Origin of the sequence: uncultured Methanobrevibacter sp., from assembly GCF_902771435.1 — an archaeon.
In the GTDB taxonomy this organism is placed as follows: Archaea; Methanobacteriota; Methanobacteria; order Methanobacteriales; family Methanobacteriaceae; genus Methanocatella.
In genome coordinates this window covers 37,304-45,025 of record NZ_CACXXB010000021.1, presented here as the reverse complement: position 1 = coordinate 45,025, position 7,722 = coordinate 37,304, and the positions used below count along the sequence as shown (strand labels likewise).

Here is a 7,722-nt window from a genome sequence, read left to right as displayed (position 1 = left end):
GCAATACCCTCCAAATGTCAGAATCATTCGTGTAATGTGTTCCGGAAGAATCACACCTTCAATGGTTTTCAAAGCGTTCCAAGAAGGAGCCGACGGCGTTTTTGTAGGAGGATGCCACATAGGGGACTGCCACTATGACGCAGGAAACTACAAATGGTCAAGAAGATCCAAAATCGTTGAAGACATTCTTGAAGAATTTGGAATCGAAAGAGAAAGATTCCGCCATGAATGGATTTCAGCATCCGAAGGAGAAAAATTCAAAACAACAATGGAAGAATTCCATAAGACTCTTTCAAAATTAGGGCCATTGGAATTAGAATAGAGTTTAAAATAGTCAAGTCATATATTCGTGTAAATGGCCATGTGATCATATGGCCATTTGCTACCCTTTATTAGTTATCTTTCTAAGATTAGTATTTCTTGTACTAATGTTAGAAAAATAGTTAAAATAGCGAATATTTTGATTATTTTTCAGTTAATTATCTTTATGTTGATAATTCATCATTAGCCAGGTAATATCGATTGTTGGCATAACCAGTTGGTGTTATCTTTTTTCTCCATCAATGTAAGATAATTAATGAATAAAAAGAGATTTATATAAATTTATATATGGTTTCTTTCACTGTCTACAATAGCTATTAAAGCATCTTTCTCCTCAAGTCTTTAATAGCTATTAAATTTTAATTAATATTTTTTTGCAAAAAACTATTATTTTTGTAGTATTATTTTTCTAAAAAGTATTACTATTTTTATCATTGCATTTTTCCATATTTTTCAATTGTATACTGATGTAAATTGAATATTTTTTTAAAATAAATGTTTTTATTGTGTATTTTGATAAATTAAGTATTCATAACATTTTTATTTAATATTAAATGAATTGTTGAAATTTTCATAGTTATTATTTTTTTCCCGTTAAGGAATATCCGGGAGTATCATGTCGTATATTAACTTAAATATCTTTTGATAAGGATTTTCGTTACAGGATATTCTCTTTTTTTAATTTAACGCCCAATATGTTGAGTAATACTTTAATAATATTTATATGGTTATTACTTGTAATTATAATATAATTATCATAATTGGTTTGGTTTTTATGATAATTAAAATATGTCACGGCTCAATAGTAATTGGCCATATAACTCAAAAAAGTAAATAGCAATTTTGCTATTTACTCTCTATCTTTCGATTATTTTTCTAAGATTAGTGAGAGATTACTAATCTTAGAAAGGTAGTTAAAGGGTCTTTAATTATCTTTCATTGGTCATTTCGTATTTTGAATTGTAATCGATATGTCTTTTGGATATATGATACCTACAATTATTTCATTGGTACAAAGAAATAATTAACATATATAATAGTTATTAAAGTCACTCCTCTACTTTAATAACTATTTTTATAGTTTTTTTTGATTATTTTGTTAATGATGATGGTATAGTGGAATTAATCGGATAAGTAATAGTACTCTCCTTTTTCTTTTTGTTCACGGTCTTTGTAACTGTCGAGCTTATTCACTCTTGGTCTTTTGGTTTCCTTATCTCTTCTGAATGTAATGTTCAGATTTCCTAAAAATTCGTTCATCGCATTTCTGAGATCAGTAGGTTTTGAGGCATGACCGTTTAAACCTGGAGTTCCGTTGAATACCATTGCCCTGTCTGAGATATAATCTATAAAGACAATATCGTGGTCAACGATAAGTGATGCAGCATTTCTGCTTTCAACCATTTTACGGATAACCCTTGCAGCTATTAACCTTTGTTCAACATCCAAAAATGCTGTAGGTTCGTCGAAAAGATAGATTTCAGCATCTTTTGAAAGTGTTGTAGCAATGGCTAACCTTTGAAGTTCCCCTCCACTCAATCCTTTGACTGGTTTGTCAAGAATGTCGTTTAATGTTAGAGGTTTCATAATCTCGCTTTCAAAGATTTTGGTTCCGAAATTAGGCACATTAACATATAGGAATTCCTGCACGGTTCCTTCAAAGTTTGAAACAATGTATTGCGGTTTGTAGGCTATTGTAACGTCTTCATCAACTTCTCCGTCAGTAGGTTCTTCAACGCCTGCAAGCATTTTTGCAAATGTTGTTTTACCGATACCGTTTGAACCGAATGCGGTTACAATTTCATCATAAAAGATTTCCCCTGCATCGGCAGTTAGTTTAAATCCGTCATAGTCCTTGCTTAAGTCAGTGTAGCTTGCAAGTGCATCCCCTTCATCTTCCGGAGTTGGAGGTCTTATGGTAAATTCGATAGGATTTTTCCTGATTCTGACATTTTCTTCTGCTAAAAATCCTTTGATGTAAGCATTGATTCCTAAACGGACACCTTTTCTGCCGGACACTACACCGTATCCTCCAGGCTGTCCGTATAATATGTGGATGTTGTCGGAAAGCGCATCCAGGGTAGCAAGGTCGTGTTCAATAACGAGCACGCTTTTGCCCTCTTCAGCCAGTGATCTGATTACGCGCACTGCATTCAATCTTTGGGACACGTCAAGCCAGGAAGTCGGTTCGTCGAAGTAGTAGAAATCTCCTTCCCTTAAAACGGTAGCTGCAATTGCAACCCTTTGAAGTTCCCCTCCACTCAGGTTTTCCATTTTCCTGTCAAGCACATTTTCAAGCTGCAGTTCTTTTGTGACATAGTCAAGCTTGTCCCTTTCATTAACGTTTGAAAGCAGATCAATAACCTTTCCTTTAACAACTTTCGGAAGCTTGTCGACCATCTGCGGTTTCAGGATGGTTTTGATGTTGCCTTCGGCGAGGTCCTGGAAATATTTCTGAAGTGCTGAACCTTTGTAATATTCAATTACTCCGTCCCAGTTTTCCGGTGCATTTTCAAAGTCTCCGAAGTTTGGTATCAGATTTCCGGACAATATGTTCATTATTGTGGATTTACCAATACCGTTCTGTCCTAAAAGACCTAAAACGGTTCCTTCTTCCAGGCTTGGAAGTCCAAACAGTTCAAACTGGTTTTGTCCAAATCTGTGGATAGGTTCACCTACTGCTTCAGGTAAGTTAATAATCGTAATAGCATCAAATGGGCACCTATTTGTACAAATACCGCACCCTTCACATAATTCCTCAGATATCAACGGTTTTTTTGTATCTTCGTCAATTACTATGGTGTCTTCATCCATTCTGACACCCGGACAGTAATGTATACAAAGATAATCACATTTTTTAGGTTGACATCTGTCTTTATCTAAAATTGAAATACGGGTCATTATAATCTCCTTAAAAATATAATCATTAATAATTTTGTTAATTCTATTTAATTAAGCTTTGTAAAATTAGAATTTCGGACTTTTTTTAAAAAACTTTCTGATTTAAAATTTAAAATATTAATAATTCCAAATATCTATTTCAGCCTAATGGCAAATATTGTTGTGTCATCAAACTGCTCTTTGTTTTCGCAGAAATCGTTTATGTCCTTTTCCACGGAGCCTATTATCTTTTCCAAATCTTCATCTTTATGTTTATTTAGGATATTTTTTAATCTTTCTTCACCGTAGAAATCCTTATAATTGTAATTTGCTTCGGTTATGCCGTCTGTATATAAAACTATTGCATCTCCGGATTTTAATTGAATTTCATGTGTTTCATAAGGAAGGTCTTCCATGGCCGCCAAAACTATTCCAGGATCGATATGCACATATTCAAAGTTGTCGTTTTGCTTGATTAATGGCGGATTGTGCCCTGCATTGACGTAGGATAATTTTTTTGTCTTGAAGTTAATTTTTCCAAGCCAGCATGTGACGAAGAGATTTTCAACATTTCCCTCACAAAGAAGGTTATTCACTTCATAAAATACTTCTGAAAGATCTTCGAGGTGTATTGCATAATCTTGGATTAATGTCATTGCTTTAACCATAATCAGTGAGGCAGTTATTCCTTTTCCGCTCACATCTCCAATTACAAATCCGATATTGTCGCCATCTATTTTGAAAAAGTCGTAGAAATCTCCGGCAACTTCACGTGCAGGTTTCATCAGTCCCCAAATTTCACATTTTTCGCCATTGTTGTATTCTTCAAAATTTTTGGAAATCATTGAGTCCTGAATTTCATGAGCTAATTTCATTTCCGTTTCATATCTCTCCTTTTGGGAGGTAACTTCAATCAGCTGTTCTTTGTAAAGATTCAAATCTTCTTCCATTTTAAGCAGTGAACCTGCAAGGGATTTCAGTTCATTGTTAACGGTAATAGAATTCAAATCATCATTAAGCATTTGATAATCTTCTTCAGTATTTATAGTTCTGGATAATGATTTTGATAGCCTGTTAATCGGTTTTGTCATATTTTTTTCCAGGTAATACATATAACCTAAAACCGGAATCAGCATCAAGGATAGGTATTGGATAATAATGTATGAAAAATTGCCTAGTATTGAATCAGGTGTTATTTCTTCAGGAATAAATACGTACAGAGGCACGGTTGCCAATCCGAGCAGAATCAGCAATAGTATGAATAGGGAAGAATTGATCTTATTGAATAAATTTATATTGATGTCTTCTTTTATTTCACAATTCTCTTCCAACGGTTTTGTTATATAGATTATCAGAAGTGCAATTACTATAATACTTGTTATTGTTGAATAAAATTCATTTTCTACTGCTATGAGATTTATCATCCCAATAATGATTGCGGAAATTAGTATGATTGAGTAAGCTTTCTCAGGCAAAATCCGTTTCAGTCTTTTTTTGGGAACATATAATGGTATTTTATATTTGACTGCAATATGTATTCCTATTATCAAAATTATCACGCTTAACGGGAATATCATTATCATGTTGCCGTATAAGTCTCTTGCATCAGAATTTCCTTTAATGAGTCCATTTAACAAGATATATACTACTGTCAAATAAATTAGGAACATGATGAAAAACTTAATTATATTGTATAAAGTGTTAAAATTAGGAATTTCATGGCCGTCCCGGTTCATTATGGAATACCATAATTTCCACAGTAACATGTTGCTTATAAAAAGTATGCTGATTACTTTCAGAGTATATACGTAGTCGCTTGGGTCATATACTAAAAAATACGCACCCTCCACAAGGATAAATCCTAAAGCTCCAAAAGGACCCCACAATAAACTTAAAACGGGTATGATGACCATTTCAAAGTTTATATATGCGGAAGGATTCAAAATCTCTAAAAGCAATATTGTTATAAAAGTTATGCCCATTGAGAATAATAAACTGAATTTTCTTGATTTAAAAAGTTTTCTTATTCTATTCATAACTTTCACGACCATTATATTTTATTACCAACATGGTAATGTCATCGATAGGATTATCGTAATTGTACGCCTGATTTAAATCGTTTTTAATGCCTTCAATCATATTTTCTAACTTTTCATCTTTATATTTGTTTACGGTTTCTTTCAACAGTTCATCATTGCAGTATGATTCTGGGTTGTTCTTTCTTCCTATTGCTCCATCGGTATATAAAAACACCATGTCTCCGGGACTTAAATCCAGTTCATGTTTTTTATAATGGGCATTTTCCATGCCTCCTAAAAGATAGTCGGGTTTGATTTTCAGATATTCGAAATCCTGATTGTCATGTTTGACTAATGGAGGATTATGTCCCGCATTAACAAAACTCAATTTTCCGCTCATGAAGTTTAATTTTCCAAACCATGATGTGACAAACAGTTTATCATCATTTCTTTGGAAAGATAAATCATTAACATTTTCAAAAAGTTTTTCGAGGTCAGGGTCGAATTTACTGTGGTTTTCAATTAGCTGCATTGTTTTAACCATGAATAATGTTGAAGAAACTCCTGTTCCGCCTGTATCTCCAATAACGAAAGCTGCATTTTCACCATCCATATTAAAATAGTCATAGAATGCTCCCCCAACTTCTTTTGCAGGTTCCATTAACCCATATATCTCGAAAGGCTTGTCATTGGAGAATTCATCAAAATTTGTTTTAAGCATTCCTGACTGGATATTGCTGGCAATTTTAAATTCGGTTTCAATTTTTTCTTTTTCTGCAGTTGTTTTTTTGAGGTTATTCAAATAGTTTTCAATGTTGTTTCTTAATGTAATGAACGATTCGATTAATCTGGACATATCATCATTGTTTTTCAGATATTTCTCGAATTTTTCAGTGTAGTTATCATCAGGCTCTGTGTTTTCATTGTTCTGGTAGTGGTTCAATGAATCGATTAGGCCATAGATCGGATTGGTTATCGTTCTTTCAACATGGTAGATGTGGAACATGCAGAAGAGAATCATCATTCCGCTTCCAAAACATAAATTGAATATCTGAATGTAATCTTCATTGAAGTGGTATGTAAAAATCATACTGATTGTTATCAGCTCATCAAAAATGACGATAAACAGAATCGACAGTATTATTAAGAAAAACAGGATAATTTTTTCAATGATTGAGTATTTGACAACTCGCACTTCTATATTTGGTTCAAACTTGTTTAAACAGAATAATATTGCCATAACGACAGTCCATCCAAAGAATATGTTGTCTGTAATGTCGTTGTCTATGTTGAATATTTGAACAAGAGTTACATAAGCTGCCAGTAATATGAAACCCCCCAGAAAATATTTATCGTTGATGTCAATGAGGTTGATCCATTTTTCAGGCCTGTGCATAGGCAGTTCCTCAATGTTGAAAATGCTGATAAAGAATATTCCGAAAATTAAAGTGAAATTAAAGAGATTCAAAACATATGCTGTTTTTGCAATAAATGTTGATAACGGATAGATTACATACATGTGGTGATATGCTTCAAAGGATATGTATATTAGCGCCCAATAGACGATTGAAACAATTAATGCTATAATTAGGAATTTAAGGAGGTTATATGTTGAATTGAATTTTGGAGTGTTGATTTTTGCTTCCTTAAATGTAGTATACCATAATTTGTATGCGATTATGGATATGAAAAACATTATCGCACAATCAATTGCTGAGGCTATTGGGTCAACCCCTTCACAAAGCTGCCAGGTAAGGCTGGCGAGGGCTTGGCCTAAACCGCCAACAGGACCAAACATCATTCCAAAAACGGGTGCAATACCAACATCGGCGACAATATATTCTCCTCCGTAGGGCATATGCTCAAAAAAGAAATATAATATAAATTCCACTGTAAAAGTGAAAATAAATATGAATTTTTTATTATTAAATAGTTTTTTTAGCATTTTATCCCTACAATGTTCTATATGAAATACTTCTATGTAATATTATTTAAAAAGTTATATTTGTTTTTTTTAGTAGGCGGATAATATTTTTTTTAATTTCGCCGGCAATAGTAAATATTAAAATAGTAATAATCAGAATATTTTAATTAATGAAAAAATATTTTTAGTTTGATTTTTTTGATGATATTATGAAACAAGTAATGATTGTAAGAACAGATTTAAAAATGCGCAAGGGAAAAATCGCCGCTCAGTGCTGCCATGGTGCCATTGGAGCATATAAAAAATCATCTGCTGATAAAATTAGAAAATGGGAAAATGAAGCTTATGCAAAGGTTGTTTTAAAAGTTCAGACTTTAGATGAGCTAACTGCACTTAAAAAATTGGCTGATGAAAAGGGCATTGTCAATTATTTGGTAGTTGATGCCGGAAGGACACAGATACCTACATCAAGCGTCACTGTTTTAGCACTTGGGCCTGATGAGGATAAAATCCTTGACGAAGTGACAGGAGATTTGAAACTTTTATGAATGAAGTGTCATTTTAATGATAGCTATTTTT

The 7,722-nt window shown here is 33.1% G+C and carries 5 protein-coding genes; 2 read left to right on the top strand and 3 right to left on the bottom strand.

Going from position 1 to position 7,722, the window contains the following annotated elements; all coding sequences use genetic code 11:
* Positions 1–322 (top strand): hydrogenase iron-sulfur subunit (locus QZU83_RS07100; RefSeq protein WP_295610817.1); only part of this gene is annotated, 322 nt, incomplete at its 5' end.
* Between the two features lie 1,121 nt (positions 323–1,443).
* On the opposite strand, the gene QZU83_RS07095 is transcribed toward QZU83_RS07100, so the two are convergent.
* From QZU83_RS07095 to QZU83_RS07085, 3 genes are all read right to left on the bottom strand, one after another.
* A complete protein-coding gene (locus tag QZU83_RS07095) occupies positions 1,444–3,222 on the bottom strand; it encodes a ribosome biogenesis/translation initiation ATPase RLI (RefSeq protein WP_295610815.1) in 1,779 nt (592 codons plus the stop codon).
* Between the two features lie 134 nt (positions 3,223–3,356).
* A complete protein-coding gene (locus tag QZU83_RS07090; RefSeq protein WP_295610813.1) occupies positions 3,357–5,237 on the bottom strand; it encodes a PP2C family protein-serine/threonine phosphatase in 1,881 nt (626 codons plus the stop codon).
* Complete coding sequence (locus QZU83_RS07085) at positions 5,230–7,077, bottom strand: SpoIIE family protein phosphatase (protein WP_295610812.1); 1,848 nt, start codon at positions 7,075–7,077, stop codon at positions 5,230–5,232. Before QZU83_RS07085 ends, QZU83_RS07090 begins: the two co-directional genes overlap by 8 nt.
* A gap of 275 nt (positions 7,078–7,352) precedes the next feature.
* On the opposite strand from QZU83_RS07085, the gene pth2 reads away from it, so the two are divergent.
* Positions 7,353–7,691, top strand: a complete 339-nt coding sequence (pth2, locus tag QZU83_RS07080; RefSeq protein WP_295610810.1) for an aminoacyl-tRNA hydrolase — start codon at positions 7,353–7,355, stop codon at positions 7,689–7,691.
* Positions 7,692–7,722 lie beyond the last annotated feature (31 nt).

What these genes read in the sequence shown, in the direction of transcription:
- QZU83_RS07095 (WP_295610815.1), bottom strand. Translation starts at nt 3,222, where the DNA reads ATGACCCGTATTTCAATTTTAGATAAAGACAGATGTCAACCTAAAAAA.
- QZU83_RS07090 (WP_295610813.1), bottom strand. Translation starts at nt 5,237, where the DNA reads ATGAATAGAATAAGAAAACTTTTTAAATCAAGAAAATTCAGTTTATTA.
- QZU83_RS07085 (WP_295610812.1), bottom strand. Translation starts at nt 7,077, where the DNA reads ATGCCCTACGGAGGAGAATATATTGTCGCCGATGTTGGTATTGCACCC.
- pth2 (WP_295610810.1), top strand. Translation starts at nt 7,353, where the DNA reads ATGAAACAAGTAATGATTGTAAGAACAGATTTAAAAATGCGCAAGGGA.